This window comes from Acinetobacter sp. GWC1_38_13, from assembly GCF_001767535.1.
Classification (GTDB): Bacteria; Pseudomonadota; Gammaproteobacteria; order Pseudomonadales; family Moraxellaceae; genus Acinetobacter; species Acinetobacter junii.
Genome location: NZ_MELG01000130.1, coordinates 1 through 21,669, shown reverse-complemented (window position 1 = coordinate 21,669; position 21,669 = coordinate 1). Strand labels below are relative to the sequence as shown.

The window sequence follows — 21,669 nt, the reverse complement described above, 5'->3', positions numbered from 1 at the left end:
ATGAACTTGATGAAACAACTTTTAAAACCCTTACTCCTCGCAGTGACTACAACGACAGGCATCATGTTGAGTGGCTGTAATGCTGGCCTTGATCCAAACACGTTTACAGTCGAACTCGATGTAATTGATACCAGTAACTGGTATGCCCAAAATCAATCCGCTACGGTATTGACCATCCGTTCCAATATTGCAGAGCCTATCGATGTCAGCCATGTTTCTGTCAATCATGGACAATGTCGTTATGAAGGCTATCGTCGATCATTGGAATATCCGCAGCATTTTAAGATGGGGCAACGTTTAAGACTGAAATTAACAGACTGTAGCTACAGTAATGTGGTGCAGGTTGATGTCGAAACAGATAAAGGCACTGCAAGCTATAGCTTTCAATAACCGTCTTGCATTCTAAATGTTAAAACACAGCATTTAAATTTAGATGAAACACCAAATCAAACCGTGTCCTCAATGGGCACGGTTTTTTTATGCCCTCAATTCAGCTTTTCGTACCCAATTCATTTAACAAGGAATATTCAATGTCCTTAATTCAATGCCCCTATTGTCAGTCCACCCATGTCAGACAGACTGATTCAAGTCATGCAAACGCCAACTATTTCGAACAACTGCAACGCTGTATTTCACCGACACAGATGGCGCTGTTCGGCATGCAGCTTGCCAAAAAGGCAGGATTCCCGCCTTTTACAGGCGCAGCCATCGGTGTTGTGGTGGGTGGTGTATTGGTTATTGTCAGTCAGTACTGCTATGAAAAATATTACAGCAATGCCGAGCAGTATCTCTGTTTGGATTGCCAACAAGCGTTTGCATGGGTGCCGTAATCGCATCTCTGACTTTACACGGTTACATCTTTGAATAGATGGATTGTTTAAACCCTTACAGCGCATTTCTGCATTTTTACATCTTTCACTTTTATTTAAGGAATAATCAAAATGGCACATCAAATTGAACAAATGGCGTATGTCGGACAAACCCCGTGGCATGGTCTGGGCAATCAACTTAGCCAAAACCAACCGATTGAAGTCTGGGCCAAGCAAGCAGGTATGGACTGGCGCATTGAATCATCTAATGTCAGCTACATGGCTCAAAACGCGCGTGGACAAAGCATCATCATGCCGTATGAAGAACAACGGGTACTGTACCGTTCAGATACCCATGCTCCTTTATCGGTGGTGAGTCAGCGTTATCAAGAAGTCCAACCGATGGAAATTCTGGAGTTCTACCGTGATCTGACTGAGCAATCCGGCTTTGAACTGGAAACCGCAGGTGTCCTAAAAGGCGGGAAAAAGTTCTGGGCCTTGGCGCGTACAGGACAAACTGCAGAATTGAAAGGTGGAGATGTCAGCAATGGCTATATTCTGCTAGCAACCGCATGTGACGGTACGTTGGCGACCACAGCACAATTCACCAATATCCGTGTGGTGTGCAACAACACCTTAGCGATTGCCTTACGAGGGCAGAGTTCCAATGCAGGCGTGGTCAAAGTACCGCACAGTACTAAGTTTGATGCCGACAAAGTCAAAGATCAACTCGGTATTTCAGTGAAAACATGGTACGACCACATGTATGAAATGAAACAACTCACCCAACGTAAAGTCACCCAGAAAGAAGCAGCGGCTTATTTTGATGCGGTATTTAACAACAATAGCCTAAGTGCGATGGAACAGGAGGATAACATTATTCAGTACTACCGTAATGTCGCGTCTCAAGCCAATCCACAACCCAATAAAACTGAACCGAATGGACGTGCCATGACCAAAGTCATGAATATGTTTAATGGGCAGGGACGTGGAGCAGACTTATCTTCAGCCAAAGACACCGCCTATGGACTACTTTGTGCGATCACCGAGTTTGTCGACCATGAACGTCGTGCGATGAGTACCGATCACCGCCTTGACTCTGCTTGGTTTGGTGCAGGGGCAGCATTAAAGCAACGTGGATTAGAGCAAGCATTATATCTTGCAGCCTAAATTTTATCTTGTATCCCTCTTTGCCACATCTTCGGATGTGGCTTTTTTTATGCCGTTTTAAAATCAATGATAGAAGGATAAACCCATGAATCAGATTATAAACCCAACAGTAACATCTCAATCTCAGTATTTACCAACTATAGCCAATGACAAGCCTAAACAAAGTCAATCAGGTTCAAAACGCAGCTTAAATGCCAAACGTCTGATCAACACCAAACAACTGGACTATCAGGCATGGCTGGAAGTGCGTAAACAGGGAATAGGCAGCAGTGATGCCGCAGCTGCCTGTGGCTTGAATCCTTATATGTCGATGCTAGAACTGTGGATGATTAAAACAGGACGGGTACAGCAAAATATTGAAGATGAAAGCTCAGGACATGCACCTTTATATTGGGGCAAGCAGTTAGAACCCTTGGTCGCAGAATACTACAGCATGCACACCAATAATAAAGTCCGTCGGGTCAATGCGGTGTTACAGCACCCTGATCCTGATAAAGCCTTTATGTTGGCAAACTTGGATTATGCCGTGGTGGGCAATGAAGACGTGCAAATCCTAGAATGCAAAACCGCAGGTGAATATGGAGCCAAGTTGTGGAAGTTGGGTGTACCTCTGTATGTACTGTGTCAGGTACAACATCAACTGGCGGTGACAGGTAAACAAGCGGCACATATTTGTGTGTTGCTGTGTGGGCAGGAAACCAAAATCTACAAAGTCAGTCGTAATGAAGCCCTGATTGAACAAATCATTCAGGCAGAACGATTATTTTGGGAATGTGTTGAAAATGACGTTCCACCAGCAGTGGATGCCAGTGAATCGGCAGCCAAAGCTTTACAGCAGCTCTATCCTGAACATACCCCACTGAGCTGTGTTGATCTAACGGAGGTGAAACTTGCTAATGAACTGTTTGATCAACTGATTGAAGAAAAGAAGCAGATTGAACAACACCAAAGCAAGTATGACCTACTCAAACACCGAGTTCAGGCACTGATGCAGGAACATGAACGTGCCGTATTTCAGCAAGGTTCAGTGACATGGAAGAAGAGCAAGGATAGTATTAGCCTGGACATCAAATCCTTACTTCAGCACCAACCTGAACTCATCCAACAGTACCCATTGCAGAAAGCAGGCAGCCGTCGTTTCAACATTTATCACGATTAGCTCAAAGTTTAGAGTTAATCACTCAGCAAGAAGCAATCTGAAATCCCGTGCAGCCCTGCATGGGATTTTTTTATGCCGATTTTAATTTAAGCAAACAGTGCAACACATCTAAACATCTCAACGACAGAGGAATTTCAATATGATTAAAGGTCTAGCAATCACACCACCCATCTTGGGGCGTATCAGTATTGGTCGGGTAGTAGAAAAGAACGGCAAACGCCTACCGGAAAAAGATGATCAGTTCACCATTACGTCCCAAATTCAAAGCAAAGAAGGATGGGTGAAACATCCACTGGATGAACAGCTTCGAGCCAATACCCCCAATCAAAAGCTGCGCTCAATACCCGTCAGAATGATTTTCAATGATCCTGACTTAAACCTACGTGCAGAATATAGTCTGTTTGATCGACAGACTGGCCGTCCGATCTGTGTCGGCAATGGAGAAACCTGCCAGCGGTTAACCAATCAAGGCGTTGAACAGCATCCGTGTCCTTCACCTGATTTGTGTCCATTGGCTCAGGGTGGGCATTGCAAGCCCTATGGACGTTTGCATGTAAATTTAGATGAGTCGGATGAATTTGGCACATTCATTTTTAGAACAACAGGCTTTAACAGCATACGGACTTTGGCAGCACGCTTGAGCTATTACCATGCAGCATCGAATGGATTGCTTTCATGCTTGCCACTGCAATTGATGTTACGAGGTAAAAGTACAACGCAAAGTTATCGTCAGCCGGTGTACTACGTGGATCTGACTTTACGGGAGGGCATTAGTCTGAATGAGGCGATTATTCAGGCGAAGCAAATTGATGAACAGAGTAAACAAGCTGGGTTTTATCAGGAGGCTTTGGACTTTACGGCAAGGAAGGGTTTTGCCAATGCGCGGTTTGAAACGGATATAGAGGAAGGGTTAGAGGTGCTGGAGGAATACTACCCTGAACAAGAACAAAACCGAACGGTGGAGCAACAAGCTTCGCATGAAGGGTTTGTGCAGGATATTCAGCAGGGGTTGCAGCAATCAGTCAGACCCGTCAACTAATCGGTTGGTTGGAAAAGAGCAGCTTTCTAGTTTGCTCTTTTTTACGACAGTATTAGTCGTGGGAGTCGTCAAAGTACTATTTTAGCTATAGTTATCCCGTTAAAATAACAAGACTTAATTAATCTCTATTTTTTTTGTTAAGTGCATGACTTTTAATAGGTCGTAGATATGCTAACTTAGCAACATTGTTTAACATTAAGTATAAAACCAAAGCGGTTGATCTTAGATTGAGGAAATAAAATGCATTCATTGGAACAAAAATTTCTAAATGACTTAGATGACAAGCTTTGGAAAGCCGCCGACAAATTACGCAGCAGTCTAGATGCAGCCAACTATAAGCATATTGTTTTAGGACTGATTTTCTTAAAGTACGTATCAGATGCTTTTGATGAACGGCAATCTGAACTCAAAGAATTGTTTGCACAAAAAGACGATCACAACATCTATTACATGCCGCGCGATCAGTACGACAGTGAAGAAGAATACCAACAGGCTATTGCTGACGAACTAGAAATACTGGATTACTACCAAGAAAAAAACGTGTTTTGGGTGCCAAAAGCAGGCCGCTGGTCAAATATCCGTGATGCAGCCGCTTTACCAATTGGCTCAGTCATTTGGCAGGATGAACAAGGTGCAGACGTCAAACTACGCTCTGTATCCTGGCTGATTGATAATGCCTTTGATGAAATTGAAAAAGCCAATCCAAAACTTAAGGGCATTCTGAATCGTATTGGACAGTACCAGCTGGACAATGACAAGTTACTTGATCTGATCAATACTTTTTCTGACACCAGTTTTACTAATCCAGAATATAACGGTGAGCAACTCAGTCTACACAGTAAAGATATTCTCGGGCATGTTTACGAATACTTTTTGGGACAGTTTGCCTTGGCTGAAGGCAAGCAGGGTGGGCAGTACTACACGCCTAAAAGTATCGTCACCTTGATTGTTGAAATGTTGCAGCCTTATAAAGGTCGTGTGTATGACCCTGCAATGGGTTCAGGTGGATTCTTCGTATCCAGTGAAAAGTTCATTGAACAGCATGCTCAGGAAAAGCATTACAAAGCCTCCGAACAGAAAAAGCATATTTCTATTTATGGGCAGGAAAGCAATCCGACCACATGGAAATTGGCTGCCATGAACATGGCGATTCGCGGGATTGATTTTAATTTCGGTAAAAAGAATGCAGACAGCTTTTTAGAGGATCAGCATCCAGACTTGCGTGCTGACTTTGTTATGGCCAATCCGCCTTTTAATATCAAGGATTGGTGGCATGCTTCTCTAGAAAATGATGTGCGCTGGAAGTATGGTACACCGCCACAAGGTAATGCTAACTTTGCTTGGATGCAACACATGCTGCACCATTTGTCACCTACAGGCAGTATGGCATTGCTACTTGCCAATGGTTCGATGAGCTCAAATACCAATAATGAAGGTGAGATCCGTAAGAACCTGATTGAAGCCGATCTGGTGGAATGTATTGTCGCGTTACCGGGACAACTGTTTACCAACACGCAAATTCCAGCCTGTATCTGGTTTCTAACCAAGGACAAAAAGAATGGCTTGTCTTTAGATAAAAAGAAAGCCAACCGTGAAGGCAAGACTCTGTTCATCGATGCCCGTAATTTGGGCTATATGAAAGATCGCGTACTGCGTGACTTTACCGATGCAGATATTGCTAAAATCACCAATGCTTTACATGCTTGGCAACAAGGCGAAAATTTTGAAGGCGAAGCGTATCAAAATGAGAAAGGGTTCTGTTTCTCTGCTGAGCTCAAAGATATACAAAAGCACGACTACGTACTGACTCCGGGGCGTTATGTCGGTGCAGTCGAGCAGGAAGATGATGGCGAGCCATTTGCTGAGAAAATGGCACGCTTAACAGGACAACTTAAACAGCAGTTTGCTGAAAGTGCTGTTTTAGAAGCAGAGATTAATAAGAATTTAAAGGGCTTAGGTTATGAATTCTGAGCAACCCTTGCTGCTTGAGATTCAGAAAGGCGAAAGTAAAACGTTAGAATTTAAGCAGCAGTTACCTAAAGGTCAGCAGATTGCCAAAACATTAATTGCTTTTGCGAATAGTAGTGGCGGAAAGTTAATTATTGGGGTGACTGATGATCGACAATTAGTAGGTATTCAAGAAGATATTTTTGACCTGCAAGATAAAATCACCTCGATGATTTATGAGTTATGCGTTCCGCAACTTGCTGTACAAATTTATGTTGAGAATATAGATGGTATCGAGTTGTTGGTGGTCGAGGTTGCTCGAGGAAGTTTATTTCCATATTACCTTAAACCCATGGGACGTGAGCAAGGTACGTATATACGCATAGGTGCTAGCAATCGTGTTGCTTCACCAGAAAACATTCAGCAATTAGAATTGCAGCGTCTGAATGTAAGTTTCGATGCTTTAGCCAATTATCAATACCCTTTGGAAAAGCTCGATTTAACAGTTTTGGAAGCAGCGTTCAAAGCTGCTGATAAAACACTGACTTTAGAAAAGATGTTGAATCTGAAACTGGTGATTGAAGAGCAAGGACAGCGTTATGCCAGTCATGGTTTATTGATCTTGCTCGGTCAATATGAGCATGTGATGACTCAATGCGCCCGATTTAAAGGCACCAATATGAGTGTGTTTTTAGACCGTAAAGAATACATAGGTGATTTGTTTTCACAAATTGAACAAACAGAAATTTTTATTAAAAATCATTTATCTTTGCGTGCCGAAATTCGTGGCTTAAAGCGTTACGACTATTTGGAAATCCCCGAAAGTGCCATTCGTGAAGCACTGATTAATGCTTATGTACATCGAGATTACAGTAACTTTGGACGTAATATTAAAGTCGCAGTTTATGATGATTTGGTCAATATCGTCTCCCCAGGTGGTTTACCTAATGGTTTAACTGAAGATGATTTGCTGTATGGTCGTTCGGAAATTCGTAATAGGGTATTGGCACGTGTGTTTAGAGAGTTGGGCTACATTGAGCACTGGGGCAGTGGCTTGCAGCGTATTATACAAATGTGTGAAGTGGAAGGACTCACAACACCTGAGTTTTCGGAAACGGGTGATTTCTTCGATGTGAAGTTGTATCGCCCTGTAATCGAATCTGTCAGTGATATGGTAGATGGTACAGTCAGTAGTACAATCGAGGATTTAGGTGGTACAGTCAGTGGTACAATCGCGGAGTCAGGTGGTACAACCGAAAGCTATATTTTAACTGAACGGCAAATCCAGATATTAGGCTTAATCCAACAACAGCCGAAAATTTCTTATCGTCAAATGACTGAGCAATTGGGCATTCATAAGTCAGCCATACAGAAGCATTTAGAGAGTTTAAAAGATGCAGGTTGGCTTGAGCGTGTGGGTGGAACACGTGGCTATTGGGCGATTAAGAAAGAATTTGGGGGTGAGGTGTGAGTTTTGAGACAATAAAGGATATTGTGGATTTTAATCCCAGCCGTCCGTTATCTAAAGGTAAGGAATTTCCTTTTATTGATATGGCATCTTTACCTGTAAATGGCAGAGATATTAATGAAGTTTCGAATAAAGTTTTTAATGGTGGCGGAGCAAAATTTAAAAATGGTGATACCTTATTTGCACGAATCACTCCATGCTTAGAAAATGGTAAAACAGCTAAAGTCGAAAATTTACCAGTAGGTTGTATCGCCCACGGTTCAACAGAGTTTATAGTTTTGTCAGCAAAGTCAAAAGACGACGAAGATTTTGTTTACTATCTCGCACGATTACCTGATTTTAGAAGTTACGCAATTTCAAGAATGGAAGGAACTTCTGGAAGACAAAGAGTTTCTTGGCAAGCATTGGCAGAATTTAATCTACGATTACCAGAGAAAGGTAAACGGAAAAAAATAGGTAAAATTTTAAAATCACTAGACGACAAAATCCATCTAAATAACCAAATCAACCAAACCCTTGAATCTATTGCTCAAACCATTTTTAAAAGTTGGTTTATCGACTTTGACCCTGTTCGTGCCAAAATTGCAGCAAAACAAGAAGGAAAAGACGCTGAACTTGCTGCGATGTGTGCGATTAGCGGTAAAAGCGAAGCTGAGGTTGAACAGATGGCAAAGGAAGATTTTGCAGAGTTACAAGCGACAGCTACACTGTTTCCTGATGAGTTGGTAGAAAGTGAGCTAGGGGAAGTGCCGAAGGGGTGGGATAAATATTCGCTATCAAAAATGATCACACTAATTGGTGGGGGAACGCCTAAAAGATCTGAGCCAAATTATTGGAATGGTGATATTTTCTGGTTCTCTGTAAAAGATGTTCCAAATGAAGGTGAAGTTTTTGTTATTACTACACAAGAAAAAATTTCAGAACTTGGTTTAAATAAAAGTTCAACGAAATTACTCCCTGTAGGAACTACAATTATAACTGCTAGAGGCACTGTAGGAAAAATAGCATTGGTTGGTTATGAAATGGCTATGAACCAATCTTGTTATGGTGTTCAAGGAATAAATGGTGTAAGGCAATTTATGACCTACTATTTGATAAAAAATGCAGTAGAGGTTTTAAAGAAAAATACTCATGGTGCTGTATTTGATACCATTACTCAATCAACATTTGATACTGTTACTTCTATTAAACCAAGCATAGAAATGATGGACTTGTTTGAGTCTAAAGTTGAAAAAATTATGGGGCATATAAAAAATAATTTATATGAAAATAATAGCTTAATAGCTTTAAGGGATACCTTATTACCCAAATTATTGTCGGGTGAGTTAGATGTGTCAGGTGTGCAGGACGAGGTGGCTTGAGCGTGAGTATTTTTAATATTTATTGTGATGAAAGCTGTCATCTCGAAAATGATGGTTTTGCTGCAATGGTACTTGGTGCAATATGGTGCCCAGATTCACATCATAAGTATTTAGCAAGAAAAGTTAAGCAACTCAAAAAAGAATTTGAGATCTCTGCAAATAATGAAATTAAATGGACGAAAGTTTCTAAAAGCAAACTCCCATTTTATAAAGCACTCGTAGATTTATTTTTTGATGAACCTCTTCTTTATTTTAGAGGCGTTGTGATTCCAGATAAAAGTAAATTAAATCATGCAAACTTTATGCAGAGTCACGATGATTTTTATTATAAGCAATGGTACTTACTGCTGAATCGTTTAATTGCACCAAATCATAATTACAAAATCTATTTAGATATCAAAGATACTAAGGGACAAGAGAAAGTAACAAAGTTGCGTGAGGTTTTATGCAATGCGAATTATGATTTCGATCGCACTATTATCCATTCAATAGATTTGGTGCAATCACATGATGTTTTGTTGCTACAGCTAGCAGACTTGTTTATAGGTGCCTTATCGTATTTGCATAGAGGGCTAAAGACGAGTGAAGCGAAGCTTGAACTCATTCATTATTTACAAAATCGTTCACAGTTGAGCTTGCAGATAAGCACATTGCTTAAAGCGGAAAAGTTTAATTTGTTTATATGGAGTCCTCAATATTGAATACTCCTCCTGAACTGATTGCTTTTGCGGGATTTGATAGCTGGAATGACTATGAAAATGAAATCTATGCTGTTTATTTAGAAACAGTCGTCAATGCCAACTTATTGTTTCTAAATACACCCGTAAAAGTCAGATTTCGTCCGACAACAAAAGATAAAGCTTTTGGCTTTTGGCATTTGATTTCTGAAGCTGTAGATCAAAATAATAAAAATGAAGAGGACAGACTTCCAGATCTAAAGCGTTGTGAGAGAATTCGGTGGGTGGCTTGGTGTATAACGAATGCACATCAAGCAGGTTTTCTATATTGGGAAAATCAGCGCGGTAGAGAAACACATGTTGTTATTTGGGCGGAACATCTGGATTTTGTTGTTATTTTAGCTAAGCGTAAAACAGATTTAGATGAAAAATATTATTTATTGAAAACAGCGTATTGCCTAAGAGAGCATACAAAACGGAAACTTAGAAAAGAATATGAAAGTTTTCATACCCCTAAAAAAGGCTAAAGCCCCGATATATTGCTATATAAGGACTTCGTATACTCCTTCTACACTAGGTAGATGAGCTAGGCACATTATAAGTAAACTGATATAGGGTCGCAATAGCAGTTACAAAAGATAATGTCTATATAAATAGTAATTAGAGACCAGAATTTAAAGTTTAAATGAATAGGGGGAATCCATGAACGAAACGCAACTCGAAAATCTCTGCCTCGACTGGTTCACCGAAAATGGCTGGGGAGTCGTTCATGGTATTGATATTGCGCCCGATAGCAGTAACCCTTTACGCAACGACTATAAACAGATTTTAATCGAAGCTGATTTACAGGCGGCTTTTGAACGCTTAAATCCACATTTGCCTGCAAGCTGTTTTGAACAGGTTTGGCTAAAACTGAGCAAGCCTGAAAGTTTGGATTTAGTCATTAATAACCGTGCTTTCCACCGTATGTTATTGGAAGGTGTACCTGTCACCTATAAGAAACAGGACGATTGGGTACATGACCATGCCTTCTTGGTGGACTTCAACCATGTGCAGCAAAACCGTTTTGTTGCGGTCAATCAATTTACCATTCTAGGTGTGAAGCAGCCGCGACGCCCTGACATCATCTGCTTTATTAACGGTATTCCCTTTGCGGTGTTGGAGCTAAAAAGCCCAACCGATGAAAACGCGGATATTTGGGATGCTTTTAACCAACTGCAAACCTACAAAGAAGAAATCTCGGATCTGTTTGTTTTTAATGAAGCCTTGGTGGTGAGTGATGGCGTAACAGCACGTGTAGGTTCACTCACAGCGAATCAGGAACGTTTTTTGCCGTGGCGTACAATTAAGCATGAAGATGATAAACCTGCTTTAGAATGGGAGCTAGAAACAGTTGTTCGGGGCTTCTTTGACCGAGAATTGTTTTTAGATTACATCCGATTCTTTGTGTTATTTGAAACAGATGGCGAAAAGACCATTAAGAAAATTGCTGGCTATCATCAGTTCCATGCGGTTCGGGCAGCGGTACAGGCGACCATTGCAGCAGCCAATCCGAATGGGGATAAGAAGGCAGGCGTTGTGTGGCATACCCAAGGCTCGGGTAAAAGTATTTCCATGTGCTGCTATGCAGGCAAACTCTTACAGCAGCCTGCCATGCACAACCCAACCTTGTTAATCGTAACCGACCGTAATGACTTGGATGGACAGCTCTTTGAAACCTTTAGCAATGCTCAAGAACTATTAAAACAAACCCCAGTACAAGCCAATACCCGTGATGAGCTGAGACAGCTTTTAGCTGAGCGTGAGTCTGGTGGCATCATCTTTACCACAGTACAAAAGTTTGCATTATTGGAAGGTGAGAGTGAGCATCCATTATTGAATGGACGCCACAATATTGTTGTGATGTCAGATGAAGCACATCGTAGCCAATATGGTTTGAAAGCAAAACTAAGCAATGATGGCACGTACAAGTTTGGATATGCCAAGCACATGCGTGATGCTTTAAAGAATGCTGCTTTTATTGGCTTTACTGGAACGCCGATTTCGAGTGAGGATAAAGACACCCGAGCTGTCTTTGGTGATTATGTTTCCATCTATGACATTCAGGATGCCGTTGATGATGGTGCAACTGTACCCATCTATTACGAATCACGTTTGGCAAAGCTAGATATTAATCAGGCTGAAATCGAAGAGCTATCTGATCAAGTCGATGAGGTTGTAGAAGATGAAGAAGATGTTGGTAACAGAGAAAAGACTAAAAGTGAGTGGAGCCGACTAGAAAAGCTGGTGGGTGCCTCACCACGGCTGAAACAGATAGCTGCCGATTTGGTTGCACACTTTGAAGCCCGTACCGAAGCCACGGCGGGTAAAGGCATGATTGTGACCATGAGCCGCGAGATCTGTGTCCACCTTTACAATGAGATTATTGCCTTACGTCCAGATTGGCATGACCCTGATCCTGAAAAAGGCAAAATCAAAATTGTGATGACGGGTTCAGCTTCAGATAAACCATTATTACAGCCGCATATCTACAATAAGCAAACTAAAAAACGTCTTGAGAAACGCTTTAAGGATGTCAAAGATCCTTTGCAGCTAGTGATTGTCCGAGATATGTGGCTTACAGGTTTTGATGCACCATGCACGCATACCATGTATATCGACAAACCGATGAAGGGGCACAATCTCATGCAGGCAATTGCACGTGTGAACCGTGTCTTTAAAGATAAGCAGGGTGGACTAGTTGTTGACTATATCGGCATTGCTAATGAATTGAAGCAGGCCTTAAAAACCTATACCGATGCCAAAGGGAAAGGTGAGCCGACTTTACGTGCAGAAGAAGCCTATGCAGTTCTTGCTGAAAAGATGGATGTAATACGAGGAATGTTCGCCAAAACCAACGAACAGGCAGGTATGGATTTGAGTGCTTACGAAACTCAGGCACACCGACTGATTATCCCCGCAGCTAACTATGTGCTGAGCTTGAAGGATGGTAAAAAGCGTTTTCTTGATTTAGTCTTAGCAATCAATAAAGCCTTCTCTTTATGCAGCACCTTGGATGAAGCGAAGAACCTGCACAAAGAAATTGCCTTTTACTCAGCCATTAAAGCGGTCATTAGCAAGCATACCTCTGTAGATCGTAAACTGTCGCAAGCTGAAAAGGACAGTGCGCTAAAACAGATTCTGGACAATGCTGTCATTGCTGATGGCGTAACAGATGTCTTTGCAATGTGTGGTTTGGATAAACCTAACATTGGCTTGCTTTCAGATGAGTTCTTAGAAGATGTAAGGCAGATGCCATACCGTAACTTGGCAGTTGAACTGTTGGAAAAGTTACTCAATGATGGCATTAAGGCAAAGACACGAAACAATGTGGTACAGGAAAAACGCTTCTCTGACCGTTTGCAGGAAACCTTGAGGAAATACAATAACCGAGCGATTGAAACTTCTCAGGTCATTGAAGAACTCATTCAAATGGCAAAAGAATTTCAGGCAGAGATGCAGCGTGAAGCTTCACTTGGGTTAAATCCAGATGAAATCGCTTTCTATGATGCTTTGGCAAACAATGAAAGTGCGGTCAGAGAGCTTGGAGACGATACGCTGAAACAGATCGCACGAGAGATTACAGAGAAGCTACGGAAATCAACGACGGTCGATTGGCAGGTTCGGGATAGTGTGCGTGCTCAGCTTAAAATTCTTGTGCGTCGTACATTGCAGCGTTGGAAGTACCCGCCTGATAAAGCAGCTGAAGCGATTGAGTTGGTGATGAAGCAAGCTGAGCAGTTGTCGAATGCGTGGACGACTAGCTAAAAAATCATTTATAAAGAACGTAATTTACACAAAATAATTTACATGCTCTTCTTGGGCGAAACCTTTGAAAAAATAGATAAAGTTACAATAACCAATGTATTTTGGGGGGAACAATGCGTATCGAAAAAGTTAGAGTTGAGGGGTATAGACTTCTTGAAGATATTGAGATTGTATTAGAAAAGAATTCAACTGTGATTGTTGGGCGAAATAATAGCGGAAAAACATCTTTTACTAGCATATTTGATTGTTTTTGTGGTGAGTCAGGAGCCCGTTTTAGGTTGGAAGATTTTTCTAGTTTGTCTCGTGAGAAGTTTTTAAATGCAAGAAAATTGAAAGAAGAGGGGGCAAGTCCAGAGCAGATATATAATACACTGCCTATAATCACTCTTTCTTTGACATTTCGATACGATAGTGATGCCCCGACTTTAGGACCTCTTTCACCATTTATCATTGATTTAGATATGGACTCTACAACAGCGATTGCTTGTATTGAATATAGGCCTGTCTTAGCAAAAATGCATTTGTTGTTTGATTTACCTCAACCACCAGTAGGTATGGAACCTCAAATACATTTTTTTAAGTGTTTACGTAATAACTTATCAAAAATTTACGAAGTGCATGTTAGTGCGATAGATCCGACGGATAAGTCTAATAAGAGAAATTTCGAGGGTACTTCAGCATTCGCAGCATTATTACAATGTAACTTTGTTCAAGCACAAAGAACTCTTGATAAGACAAAGCTTGGTGAGGCTGATGTTATCGGAAAATTACTTAGTGAATTGTTTAAAACAGCTGCTGCACCAACGGCTACAGAATCTGATCAAGAGTTAGCTGCGAAATTAAAGAAATCTGTTGAAGATATTGAGCTTAATGTTCAAAGTGATTTTGACAAAATGCTCAAAAAGTTATTACCTGTTATGGGGGTGATGGGTTTTCCAAGTCTTAATGATACTGAATTAAGGCCTGAAACTTCATTAAATGTAGAGGCACTTTTGTCTGGGCATACAAAAGTTGTTTATAGCGGTACAGATGGTGTGCATTTACCTGAGGGATATAATGGTCTTGGTACGCGAAATTTAATCTATATGCTGCTACAACTTGAAAGCTATCACAAAATTTACCGATCTCAAATTACTCGCCCTTCAGCCCATTTGATATTCATTGAAGAACCTGAAGCTCATTTGCATCCACAGATGCAGGAAGTTTTCATTAATCAATTAAATGCTGCTATTCAAAAGCTTTCGAGTGCCTATCCAGCAGAAGACGTTTGGAATGTTCAGTTTATTATTACTACACATTCTTCTCATGTTGCTAATGCGGCATGTTTTGATGCAGTAAGATATTTCTATAACCAGAAAGATTCAGTGAAAAGTATTAGAAATACTAAAGTTAAAGATTTTAAAAAGGGCATGCAAACAATATCTTCTGCTGATAAAGGGTTCTTGCATAAATACATGACTCTGACTAAGTGTGATCTTTATTTTGCAGATAAAGTGATTATGGTTGAAGGGACAACTGAACGGTTATTAATGCCTCGCCTCAGAGAATTAGTTGATATATCCTTACCAGAACATCAAAAATTAGCAAGCCAGTATGTAACTTGTATTGAAGCTGGAGGGGCTCATGCTCATCTTTTTTATCCACTCCTCGACTTTCTTGAACTTAAGACTCTAGTCATTACCGATTTAGACTCAACTAAAATGGTGGAAAAAGAAAATAAGAAGAAAGTAAAAACCAAAATATGGGAAAAATGTCCAGTAGCTCAAGGTGAGAGAACCTCTAATGCGGCTATCAAGGATTGGTTTCGTCCTAAAGATTTAGATGAAAAAGTAATTTGGCAAATATCTCCAGCTGATTTAATTGCTAAAAATGCCATAGAAAAGCAGGTTAACTTTCGTCGAATTGCCTACCAAATCCCTGAAGATCCAAAAACTAATATTTGTGCAAGAAGCTATGAAGATGCTCTTATTTTAGCGAACCTTAATCAATTTCCATTACCAAGTGAAGACGATGTTGCTACAGAAGCTTGGGAATATGCGCAGGGACTTACTAAAGCGGATTTCGCTTTAGAATATGCAATTCGTGTAAAAGAATGGGTTGTACCTCGATATATTCGAGAAGGCCTGATTTGGCTTTCTGAATCTGATGTTCCTATACAAAATTTAGAACCATTAGACAAAGGAGGAGCAGCATGAGTCAGATTAAAGAAAATCCTGCACTAGTTGCTGCACAAGAAGCTCAGAGAAAGATCAATCAGGCTCTAGATGCGGGTTATAGTTTTAGACTTGAAGCAGGTGCGGGAGCAGGTAAGACATATTCTTTGGTAGCTGCACTCAAGAGACTAATCGACGAACGTGGTTCAACGTTAGTACAGTCAGGCAAAAAAGTTGCTTGTATTACTTATACAGAAGTTGCACGCAATGAGATTGCTCAAGAAATTGAAGATCATCCGGCAATTCTTGTTGACACAATTCATGGCTTCTGTTGGGCATTCATTCGTCAATTTCAGAAGGCAATACGTGATTTGGTAATTGAACTAAAGGATAAAAAAGAGAAAGTTGAACAAAGTGGGGGGATTGGATCACAGTTAGTAGAATATGATCTGGGATTCTTTAGTGTAGATGAGATGCGCATTACACTTAATCATGATGATATTCCTGAATTGATGGCAATGCTTTTAGCTAAGGAAAAGTTTCGGATGTTATTTAGTCAGCAATTTCCAGTAATTTTTATTGATGAATATCAAGATACTCATCGTCAATTTATGGATGCTATTACTGATTATTTTTTAAAGTCGAAGACTGGACCAATCATAGGTCTTTTCGGAGATCATTGGCAGACTATTTATAGTAGTGAGTATGAATTAGCTGAATACCCAATTGAAGAAATTGCAAAGGGTTCAAATTTTCGATCAGTTCCTGCTGTAGTAAATGTTCTAAACGCTTTACGCCCAGAGCTTCCACAAGTTGTTAGCTTACCAGAAGCCAAAGGTGAAGCTCGGTTTTTCCATACTAACAGTTATAATGGGCCTAGAACGAATACAGCACATTCAAAGGAAGATTTACCTTCTGACATAGCACGTAGTTGTCGTGAAGAGTTGATGGCTAGGTTAAGAGTAGAGGGGTGGGACTTAAAAAAGACAAAAGTATTAATGCTTAGTCACAATGTTTTGGCAGTTGAACAAGGTTATCCGAAAATTGTTGAATTATTTAGAGGTCGTACAGAACAGTTTACAAAAAAGGAAGATCCGGTCATTAGGTTCTTTGCTGAAGTAATAGAGCCAATGTGCATGGCTTATAGTTCATCACATTACGGAGATATGTTTAAGATATTGGGTGCTAGACCTGCTATTACAAAACATGAAGATAAAATGTTGTGGCGTAGAGATATGGATCGATTGCTAAAGTTGAGAATAGAAGGGACTATTGGTCAAATTATAGACCATTTAAAGATTACTAAACGTCCATCTCTGCCTGATCGTATACTTAGAAGAGAGGAAGAGCTTATTTCATTGATGGGCATACCTGAAGTTGAAATGTCTTCAAGATCACAACGTTATAAAAAATTAAGAGAAATCCCGTATAAAGAAGTTATCGAGGTTACAAGATTTATTGAAAAGTTAACCCCTTTTGCAACCCAGCATAGTGTTAAGGGTGCTGAGTTTGATAATGTATTGGTAATCTTAGGTGGAGGGTGGAATCATTATAATTGGCCTCAGCTTCTTGAGCTACTTGAAACTAAAAAGCTGACTAAGACAAATATGAAAGGTTTCTATCGTGCTCGGAATCTTTTCTATGTATCTATATCTCGCCCAATGACGAGACTTGCTGTGCTGGCAACTCAGTCATTGTCAGACACTGCACTTCTTACAGTGAGTAATCTTTTTGGAAGTGAGAATGTTGAAGAGTTAAGTTTTGGTACATAAAATAGAATTTACGCCAAATTTACACCATAAATTATTTTATACAATTTAAGTTGTTGATATTAATTTGTTATTTTATTTTAAGTGTCCAATCCATCATTGGGGCAACGGAAATACGTGGCTTTAATGATTCAAGTGGTTGCATAAAATATTCTCGGATGTGGACAAGAAAAGAAAGGGCAGCATTATACGAGTTTTACGAAAAATTCACCAATCATCCTCATCCTTGAGAAATCTAAATATTAGTTTATCTAAAGTTGATGCATTGCAGTGCTTTTTCGAGTGAGTAGTAAATCTAATAAGCTAAAGATCATACATGCTAGCACTAAGCCAATACCTGCAAAGCAAGTCATCGTCCAACCACCATGGTTCCATGCAAAAATTCCTAAAGCAGAACCGCACGCGCCACCGGTAAAATAAGCAGTCATATAAATGGCATTAATACGTGATTTTGCATCAGGGCGTAAGCGAAAGATTATGCTTTGATTGCTCGTGTGAACCAATGCAAGCGCCAACTGAATCAGTGCAAAACCCAAGATATAGCTAGATAAATAGAGTTGACCAAAATAAAAAAATATCCAACTCAAGATAAACAAACCACAACCCATCCAAGTGAGTTGATTGGTAAATCCCTGATCCGCATATTTACCAATATATTGGGTTGATAAAGCACCAAAAATACCAACTAAAGTCACCATACCAATAAATAAATCGGGTAATTGATGTGCAGAGCTAAGTAGTAAAGCAATCGTTGAGTACAAAATACTTACTGCTGCAAAAGCAAAACCACCTGTCAATGCTCTCAGCACTAAACGTTTTTCTTGTTTTAATAGTTGCCCCATTGAAACAAATACTTGCCCATAATTCAGTTTCATCTTCATGACGTATGGCAGACGGCTTTTAAGTGCAAAGGCAAGAAACAGCATCAAAATTCCACTGATGATATAAATTACCTTCCAGTGAAACAAGTTCGAGAATAAGCCAGCTAAGCTGGTCGACAAAAGAATACCGACCAATAGCCCACTCATTAAAAAACCTACAACTTCACCTGTTTTCTCAGGTTGAACCGTCATTGTTGCCAACGGTATCAACACTTGTGCTGCTACAGAAAATAATCCAGCCATAATGGTACCGACCCAAAGCATCGGTAAGTTCACAGAGAATGCACTGATAAACAATCCCGCTGCACATAAGCTCATTAAGAGTGGAATAAATTTGGTTTTATTCACCACATCGCCCATAGGGACAATAAAAAGTAAACCGAGAGCATAAGAAACTTGGGCAAAGGTAACTGTAAGAGCAGCTTGGCTCTGACTAACAGAGAAATACTGTTGTATGGAGTGGATGAGTGGTTGACTATAATAGTTTGAACCGGCACATAGACCGCATGCAGCCGCCATAAACCAGAGTAAGGCTTTATTTTCACTAATATCTTGAGTGTTAGGCATAATGTTCTCTTAAACTGGTTTACACAGTATATGCAGTTGCTTCGATTTCAATTTGCATACCTTCCAACGCTAAACAAGGCACGGGAATGAGCGTACATGCAGGAAATGCAGCATTTTTCCAAAAGTGTTGGATAGTCTGTGTGAGCAAATGTAGCTTTTCAGCATTGTGATTGACAATTAACACGCGCAAAACAGCAATATCTTTGAGCTGTGCTTGTACTGAATTGAGTGCTGTTTGAATATTATAAAAGACTTGTTGTACCTGTTGGTCAAAATTATATGAAAGTTCATCTTTATTATTTTCTCCGCCTTGCCCTGAGATATGAATGATCTTCATATTAGGCTGAACGACAGCAATGTGACTATATCCATTTAGGCTAGGATCATACAGCCCATTAGGATTAATGAGTTTGAATGCGAGAGAATCTGAATCTTTCATGACTAAACCGTTCGTAGAAATTCTAAAAATGTTAGTATCAAAGCTCAAGTTAACTAGAGGTCAAGCAGATTTTGAAAAAACAACAATCTCCAAGTTGGCTAACGATAGGTGAGCTTGCAAAGCGAAGCGGTGTAAGCGTTCCAGCCATTCGCTTTTATGAGGAAAAAGAATTAATTTGGGGGATACGAACGACAGGTAATCAGCGTCGTTATCAAAGGGCAATGCTGAGACGTATTGCTATTATTAAAACAGCGCAGCAAGTTGGAATATCATTACAGCAAATCAAGCAAACCTTCGAAACTTTACCTAAACATCGCAGTGCGACAAAAAAAGATTGGCAAATCAAGTCTCAACAGTGGCAAGGACAACTGGATCAACAAATTATGATGTTACTCCAATTGCTACAGCAGTTAGATCAATGTATTGGATGTGGGTGCTTATCTCTGGAACAATGTCCTTTACGAAACCCTGACGATTGTCTTGCTGAAGAAGCAATGGGAGCACATTTTCAAAAAATTTTGTTTTTGATGAATCAAGATGACATTGATATTTCAACATAATGTCTATTTTTGCACTAAAATTGTGCAATATGGTGCTTTTAGTAAGACAATCTCCCATAAATATCACTTGAGAAAATGCCATTTAAACTTTTTACATTTCTTTTTTAGTTTTCCAATCTTTTTTTGCATAGTGAGATCAACCCAATCTTAAGAAAAATGAATCAAGTGAAAGCGAAATAAGCTGTTGTTATCAGATAAATTGATAGAAAAGTCGCATTTAAAACCAGTAAAACTTTTAAAGAAGCCAATCCTTATAATTAAATGCATGATTAAGATGCAAATTGACCTAATCAATTGATACGTACATAAGCAAATCGAATCATTCAGAGATGAGCTGTGATATTTATGTATCAGAGATAGTGAGAGCGGATTTTAGTTTATTTATGAGATATCGCTATACAGGCTTTTATATCAATAAAAGCTTAGGCAAGAATTGAGCTGTATTGATAATAATCAAATCGAATTATTTTGTTTGTATAAATTTGAATTATTGCTTAACCGGAAGACAAACGTGCTGAGCATACAAGGTTTAAATACAAATATGAATCATCAGTTCAAAATATAGGTATTTATTAAATAAATATTGGGTGGAATTTTAAAAAACTTCCATTAGAATCCAAAATTCTACAAAGAATACTCCTGGGGGAAACATTGCTATCCGCGATGTTTACTTAAGAAAAACTAGCTTGAGGAACGCTCATGCAGATCGGAATCCCAACCGAAACTGTCGTCGGTGAAAGTCGTGTAGCTGCTACACCTGAGACAGTAAAGAAGTTGATTAACGCAGGTCATAGCGTTGTCATTGAACGTGGTGCTGGTGTTAAAGCTGCGTATATTGACAGTGCTTATGAACAAGTTGGCGCAACCATTACAGACGATGCATATACAGGTAGCCAAATTATTTTGAAGGTACGTGCCCCTAAGGGTGACGAAATTCAAAAGCTTGCGGCGAATACGACTGTGGTTGCAATGTTTGACCCTTACCGCAATCCAGAACTGGACCAGTTTGCTGCTCAGCAAGTGTCTGCTTTTGCTTTAGAGTTACTTCCTCGTACGCTTTCACGCGCACAAAACATGGATGTACTTTCTTCTCAGGCAAACCTGGCTGGTTATAAATCTGTATTGTTAGCTGCGGCTGAATATCAACGTATGTTCCCAATGTTAATGACGGCTGCGGGTACTGTAAAACCTGCGCGTGTCGTGATCATGGGTGTTGGTGTTGCTGGTCTTCAAGCGATTGCGACTGCAAAACGTTTAGGTGCAGTTGTAGAAGCAACTGACTTACGTCCAACGGCTAAAGAACAAGTTGAGTCTTTAGGCGGTAAATGGTTAGACGTACCAATGTCAGATGAAGAAAAGCAACGTGCTGCTGAAGCTGCGAAAAGCGGTTATGGCTGGCAGCCAGGTGAGCAATACATCAAGGATCAAGCTGCGATTGTAGATAAAGCGGTATCAAATGCTGACATCGTAATCACAACTGCATTGATTCCAGGTCGTAATGCTCCACGTCTAATCAAGGCTGAAACTGTTGCCAAGATGAAACCAGGTTCTGTTATTTTGGATATGGCTGTTGAAACTGGTGGTAACGTTGAAGGTTCTAAAGAAGGCGAGACTGTTGTTACTGAAAATGGCGTGAAAATTTTGGGTATCCCAAATATTCCAGGCACAGTTGCAACAGAAGCATCTGCATTGTATGCACGTAACGTTTTCAACTTCCTTGAAACATTATTCGACAAAGACAAAAACTTTGCGATCAATCAAGAAGATGAAATCCAAAAAGCGTTACTCGTGACTCATGGCGGTCAAGTACTGCTCAAGCGCGGTTAAGGAGAGTTCTCATGGTTGAAACGATTACAATTTTCG

Annotated in this window: 17 protein-coding genes; 15 read left to right on the top strand and 2 right to left on the bottom strand. The window is 40.1% G+C overall.

All coding sequences use genetic code 11. The features are described from left to right. Positions 1–9 precede the first annotated feature (9 nt). From A2003_RS14190 to A2003_RS14130, 13 genes are all read left to right on the top strand, one after another. Positions 10–390: a hypothetical protein gene (locus A2003_RS14190; protein ID WP_004960803.1), complete on the top strand. Its 381-nt coding sequence runs from the start codon at positions 10–12 to the stop codon at positions 388–390. A 140-nt stretch (positions 391–530) separates the two neighbouring features. Then, the gene (locus A2003_RS14185) at positions 531–830 is read left to right on the top strand and encodes a hypothetical protein (protein ID WP_004960801.1); all 300 of its coding nucleotides are present in this window, start codon (positions 531–533) and stop codon (positions 828–830) included. A gap of 111 nt (positions 831–941) precedes the next feature. Next, the gene (locus A2003_RS14180) at positions 942–1,979 is read left to right on the top strand and encodes a DUF932 domain-containing protein (protein WP_004960797.1); all 1,038 of its coding nucleotides are present in this window, start codon (positions 942–944) and stop codon (positions 1,977–1,979) included. Between the two features lie 85 nt (positions 1,980–2,064). Then, on the top strand, positions 2,065–3,138 hold the full coding sequence (locus A2003_RS14175) for a YqaJ viral recombinase family nuclease (RefSeq protein ID WP_049174358.1): 1,074 nt from the start codon (positions 2,065–2,067) through the stop codon (positions 3,136–3,138). A 139-nt stretch (positions 3,139–3,277) separates the two neighbouring features. Then, positions 3,278–4,177, top strand: coding sequence for a recombination directionality factor (locus tag A2003_RS14170; protein ID WP_004960791.1), 900 nt, complete (start codon positions 3,278–3,280; stop codon positions 4,175–4,177). Between the two features lie 240 nt (positions 4,178–4,417). Then, positions 4,418–6,148: a class I SAM-dependent DNA methyltransferase gene (locus A2003_RS14165; RefSeq protein WP_004960788.1), complete on the top strand. Its 1,731-nt coding sequence runs from the start codon at positions 4,418–4,420 to the stop codon at positions 6,146–6,148. Further along, entirely contained in the window at positions 6,138–7,595 is a 1,458-nt protein-coding gene (locus A2003_RS14160; RefSeq protein WP_004960785.1) for an AlbA family DNA-binding domain-containing protein, read from the top strand. The genes A2003_RS14165 and A2003_RS14160 overlap by 11 nt, the downstream gene beginning before the upstream one ends. Next, positions 7,592–8,953 (top strand): restriction endonuclease subunit S, encoded by a 1,362-nt coding sequence (locus A2003_RS14155; RefSeq protein ID WP_017397399.1) that lies wholly within the window; start codon positions 7,592–7,594, stop codon positions 8,951–8,953. The genes A2003_RS14160 and A2003_RS14155 overlap by 4 nt, the downstream gene beginning before the upstream one ends. A 2-nt stretch (positions 8,954–8,955) precedes the next feature. Continuing rightward, a complete protein-coding gene (locus A2003_RS14150; protein WP_004960779.1) occupies positions 8,956–9,654 on the top strand; it encodes a DUF3800 domain-containing protein in 699 nt (232 codons plus the stop codon). Further along, positions 9,651–10,157: a hypothetical protein gene (locus A2003_RS14145; RefSeq protein ID WP_042891682.1), complete on the top strand. Its 507-nt coding sequence runs from the start codon at positions 9,651–9,653 to the stop codon at positions 10,155–10,157. Before A2003_RS14150 ends, A2003_RS14145 begins: the two co-directional genes overlap by 4 nt. Before the next feature lie 175 nt (positions 10,158–10,332). Further along, positions 10,333–13,437 carry a type I restriction endonuclease subunit R gene (locus A2003_RS14140; protein ID WP_004960776.1) on the top strand — a complete coding sequence of 1,035 codons (3,105 nt, stop codon included), beginning with the start codon at positions 10,333–10,335 and terminating at the stop codon, positions 13,435–13,437. Between the two features lie 113 nt (positions 13,438–13,550). Further along, a complete protein-coding gene (locus tag A2003_RS14135; RefSeq protein ID WP_004960773.1) occupies positions 13,551–15,632 on the top strand; it encodes an ATP-dependent nuclease in 2,082 nt (693 codons plus the stop codon). Continuing rightward, positions 15,629–17,362, top strand: a complete 1,734-nt coding sequence (locus A2003_RS14130) for a UvrD-helicase domain-containing protein (protein WP_279186050.1) — start codon at positions 15,629–15,631, stop codon at positions 17,360–17,362. Before A2003_RS14135 ends, A2003_RS14130 begins: the two co-directional genes overlap by 4 nt. Positions 17,363–17,610: 248 nt before the next feature. Here A2003_RS14130 and A2003_RS14125 read toward each other — a convergent pair whose 3' ends face one another. Beyond that, a complete protein-coding gene (locus tag A2003_RS14125; RefSeq protein ID WP_286687533.1) occupies positions 17,611–18,807 on the bottom strand; it encodes an MFS transporter in 1,197 nt (398 codons plus the stop codon). Positions 18,808–18,826: 19 nt separating this feature from the next. Next, positions 18,827–19,246: a RidA family protein gene (locus A2003_RS14120; RefSeq protein WP_286687532.1), complete on the bottom strand. Its 420-nt coding sequence runs from the start codon at positions 19,244–19,246 to the stop codon at positions 18,827–18,829. A 71-nt stretch (positions 19,247–19,317) separates the two neighbouring features. On the opposite strand from A2003_RS14120, the gene soxR reads away from it, so the two are divergent. Both soxR and A2003_RS14110 read left to right on the top strand, forming a co-directional pair. Then, on the top strand, positions 19,318–19,806 hold the full coding sequence (soxR, locus tag A2003_RS14115) for a redox-sensitive transcriptional activator SoxR (RefSeq protein ID WP_286687531.1): 489 nt from the start codon (positions 19,318–19,320) through the stop codon (positions 19,804–19,806). 699 nt (positions 19,807–20,505) lie between these two features. After that, a complete protein-coding gene (locus A2003_RS14110) occupies positions 20,506–21,633 on the top strand; it encodes a Re/Si-specific NAD(P)(+) transhydrogenase subunit alpha (RefSeq protein WP_004681732.1) in 1,128 nt (375 codons plus the stop codon). Positions 21,634–21,669 lie beyond the last annotated feature (36 nt).

Coding starts and splice junctions, on each gene's coding strand:
- A2003_RS14190 (WP_004960803.1), top strand. CDS start 10: ATGAAACAACTTTTAAAACCCTTACTCCTCGCAGTGACTACAACGACA.
- A2003_RS14185 (WP_004960801.1), top strand. CDS start 531: ATGTCCTTAATTCAATGCCCCTATTGTCAGTCCACCCATGTCAGACAG.
- A2003_RS14180 (WP_004960797.1), top strand. CDS start 942: ATGGCACATCAAATTGAACAAATGGCGTATGTCGGACAAACCCCGTGG.
- A2003_RS14175 (WP_049174358.1), top strand. CDS start 2,065: ATGAATCAGATTATAAACCCAACAGTAACATCTCAATCTCAGTATTTA.
- A2003_RS14170 (WP_004960791.1), top strand. CDS start 3,278: ATGATTAAAGGTCTAGCAATCACACCACCCATCTTGGGGCGTATCAGT.
- A2003_RS14165 (WP_004960788.1), top strand. CDS start 4,418: ATGCATTCATTGGAACAAAAATTTCTAAATGACTTAGATGACAAGCTT.
- A2003_RS14160 (WP_004960785.1), top strand. CDS start 6,138: ATGAATTCTGAGCAACCCTTGCTGCTTGAGATTCAGAAAGGCGAAAGT.
- A2003_RS14140 (WP_004960776.1), top strand. CDS start 10,333: ATGAACGAAACGCAACTCGAAAATCTCTGCCTCGACTGGTTCACCGAA.
- A2003_RS14135 (WP_004960773.1), top strand. CDS start 13,551: ATGCGTATCGAAAAAGTTAGAGTTGAGGGGTATAGACTTCTTGAAGAT.
- A2003_RS14130 (WP_279186050.1), top strand. CDS start 15,629: ATGAGTCAGATTAAAGAAAATCCTGCACTAGTTGCTGCACAAGAAGCT.
- A2003_RS14125 (WP_286687533.1), bottom strand. CDS start 18,807: ATGCCTAACACTCAAGATATTAGTGAAAATAAAGCCTTACTCTGGTTT.
- A2003_RS14120 (WP_286687532.1), bottom strand. CDS start 19,246: ATGAAAGATTCAGATTCTCTCGCATTCAAACTCATTAATCCTAATGGG.
- A2003_RS14110 (WP_004681732.1), top strand. CDS start 20,506: ATGCAGATCGGAATCCCAACCGAAACTGTCGTCGGTGAAAGTCGTGTA.